We start from the raw sequence: 2,684 nt of genomic DNA, 5'->3' as shown, positions 1-2,684 counted from the left end.
CCGCCCGATCCATCCCCGCCAGCATGCGATCGCGGGCGCGCGCGTCGACGTCGCGCCTCGCGACCTCCCGCCCGGACCGGCCGGCGTGAGGCCCCCCGCCGCCGCGGGCCGCCGCGACCTCACCACCGGCGCGATCGGACCGACGCTGATCGCGTTCGCGCTGCCGACGCTGGGGTCGAACGTGCTCCAGTCGCTCAACAGCTCGATCAACGCGATCTGGGTCGGGCGCTTCCTGGGCGAGGGCGCGCTGGCGGCGACGTCGAACGCGGCCATCATCATGTTCCTGATGTTCGGCGCGGTGTTCGGCTTCGGCATGGCGGCGACGATCCTCGTCGGCCAGGCGATGGGCCGGCACGACGTGGAGGCGGCGCGGCGCGCGTTCGGCTCGGCGGTGGCGCTGGTGGTGGGCGCGTCGGCGGTGATCGGCGCGCTCGGCTGGGTGTTCGCGGCCGACATCCTGCGGGCGCTGGCGACGCCGGGCGACGCCATGCCGCTCGCGCTGGCCTATCTGCGCGTCATCTTCCTCGGCCTGCCCGCGTCGATGCTGCTGGTGCTGCTGATGGCGGCGATGCGCGGCACGGGGGACTCGGTCACGCCGCTGTGGTTCATGGGATTGAGCGTGGCGATCGACGGCGGGCTCAACCCGCTGCTGATCGAGGGGATCGGGCCGTTCCCGCGCATGGGGATCGCGGGTTCCGCCACCGCGACGCTGATCGCCAACCACGTCGCCGCCGTCGCGCTGCTCGGGTTCATGTACCTGCGCGACATGCCGCTGCGGCTGAGGGGGGCGGAGTGGCGCTACCTGGTGCCCGAGCGGTCGCTGACCCGCACGATCGTGGCGAAGGGCCTGCCGATCGGCGCGCAGCTGCTGGTGATGTCGACGGCCGGGCTGACGATGATGGGGCTGGTCAACCGGCTGGGCGTGGAGACGGCGGCCGCCTATGGCGTGTCGCAGCAGCTGTGGACCTATATCCAGATGCCCGCGCTCGCGATCGGCGCCGGGGTCAGCGCGATGGCGGCGCAGAACATCGGCGCGGGGCGGTGGGACCGGGTGGACCGGATCACCGGGTCGGGGCTGTTGCTCAACGTCGGCGTCACCGGGGCGGTGGTCGTGGCGATCCTGCTGTTCGATCGGCCCGTGATGACGCTGTTCCTCGCCACCGCCAGCCCGGCGCTGGGGATCGCGCGGCACATCCAGCTGCTGTCGAGCTGGAACTTCGTGCTGTTCGGGATGGCGATGGTGCTGTTCTCGACGGTGCGCGCGAACGGCGCGGTGCTGGCGCCGCTCGCGATCCTGGTCGTCGCCATGTATCCGGTGCGGCTGGGCTTCGCGCTGGCGATGCGGCCGGTGCTCGGTCCCGACGCGCTGTGGCTCAGCTTCCCGCTCGGATCGGGGGCGAGCCTGACGATGGCGGCGCTGTACTACCGCCATGGCGGCTGGCGCCGCGACACGATGCTCGCCGCCGGTCCGGGCGTGCGGCACGGACACGAGGCGCGGGGCCACCTGCCGGCGGGCGAGGAGCCGGCGGGCATGATCCACCCGACGGGCTGAACGGGCGCCGCTTGCGCCGGTGCGGAGAAGTCCGCATGTCCGGGGCATGTCCCGCTATCCCGCCGTCCGCCTTCGCCGCACCCGGTCGAGCGACTGGAGCCGGCGCCTCCATGCCGAGACCGTCCTGACGCCCGCCGACCTGATCTGGCCGCTGTTCGTCACCGATGGCGCGGGCGTGGAGGAGCCGATCGCGAGCCTGCCGGGCGTCAGCCGCTGGTCGCTCGACGGCATCGCCGCGCGGGCGAGGGAGGCGCGGGCGCTGGGCATCCCGTGCGTGGCGCTGTTCCCCAACACGCCGCGCGCGCTCCGCACCGACGACGGGCGCGAGGCGCTCAATCCCGACAACCTGATCTGCCGCGCGGTGCGGGCGATCAAGGACGCGGCGCCCGGCCTGGGCGTGCTGACCGACGTGGCGCTAGACCCCTATACCAGCCACGGCCACGACGGCCTGCTGGACGCGGCCGGCTATGTCGTCAACGACGCGACCGCCGACATGCTGGTCCGCCAGTCGCTGGTGCAGGCGGCGGCGGGGGCGGACGTGATCGCGCCGTCGGACATGATGGACGGGCGCGTCGGCCTGATCCGCGACGCGCTGGAGGACGGCGGCCACCACAACGTCCAGATCATGGCCTATGCCGCAAAATACGCGTCGGCCTTCTATGGCCCGTTCCGCGACGCGGTCGGCTCGTCCGGGCTGCTGAAGGGCGACAAGAAGACATACCAGATGGACGCCGCCAACGCCGAGGAGGCGCTGCGCGAGGTGGCGCTGGACCTCGCCGAGGGCGCCGACAGCGTGATGGTGAAGCCGGGCCTGCCGTATCTCGACATCGTCCGCCGCGTGAAGGAGCGGTTCGAAGTGCCTGTATTCGCCTATCAAGTCTCCGGCGAGTACGCGATGATCGAGGCGGCTGTGGCGGCGGGCGCGGCCGATCGCGACGCGATGGTGCTGGAGACGCTGATGGCGTTCAAGCGCGCGGGCTGTTCGGGCGTGCTGACCTATCACGCCGCCCATGCCGCCCGGCTGATGGGCGGCTAGGCAGGCGGGCTAGGTGGGCGGCTACCCGGCCGGGATCGTGGCCTGAAGCACGCCGATGCGGGCCGCCTCGCGCGCGAGCAGCGCCGCCGCGTCCGC

The 2,684-nt window shown here is 72.8% G+C and carries 2 protein-coding genes; both read left to right on the top strand.

Annotated features, from left to right (window positions below; all coding sequences use genetic code 11):
* Nucleotides 1–85: 85 nt before the first annotated feature.
* Nucleotides 86–1,552 carry an MATE family efflux transporter gene (locus tag HUU95_RS13690; protein WP_438827215.1) on the top strand — a complete coding sequence of 489 codons (1,467 nt, stop codon included), beginning with the start codon at nt 86–88 and terminating at the stop codon, nt 1,550–1,552.
* A gap of 46 nt (nt 1,553–1,598) precedes the next feature.
* The gene (gene hemB / locus HUU95_RS13685) at nt 1,599–2,588 is read left to right on the top strand and encodes a porphobilinogen synthase (protein ID WP_174280609.1); all 990 of its coding nucleotides are present in this window, start codon (nt 1,599–1,601) and stop codon (nt 2,586–2,588) included.
* Nucleotides 2,589–2,684 lie beyond the last annotated feature (96 nt).

This window comes from Sphingomonas bacterium (genome assembly GCF_903643065.1).
In the GTDB taxonomy this organism is placed as follows: domain Bacteria; phylum Pseudomonadota; class Alphaproteobacteria; order Sphingomonadales; family Sphingomonadaceae; genus Sphingomonas.
Note: the sequence above shows the minus strand (reverse complement) of the source record. Positions and strands in the feature narration are given on the sequence as shown.

Excerpts from the sequence above, each read along its gene's own strand:
- hemB (WP_174280609.1), top strand. The coding sequence starts at position 1,599 with ATGTCCCGCTATCCCGCCGTCCGCCTTCGCCGCACCCGGTCGAGCGAC.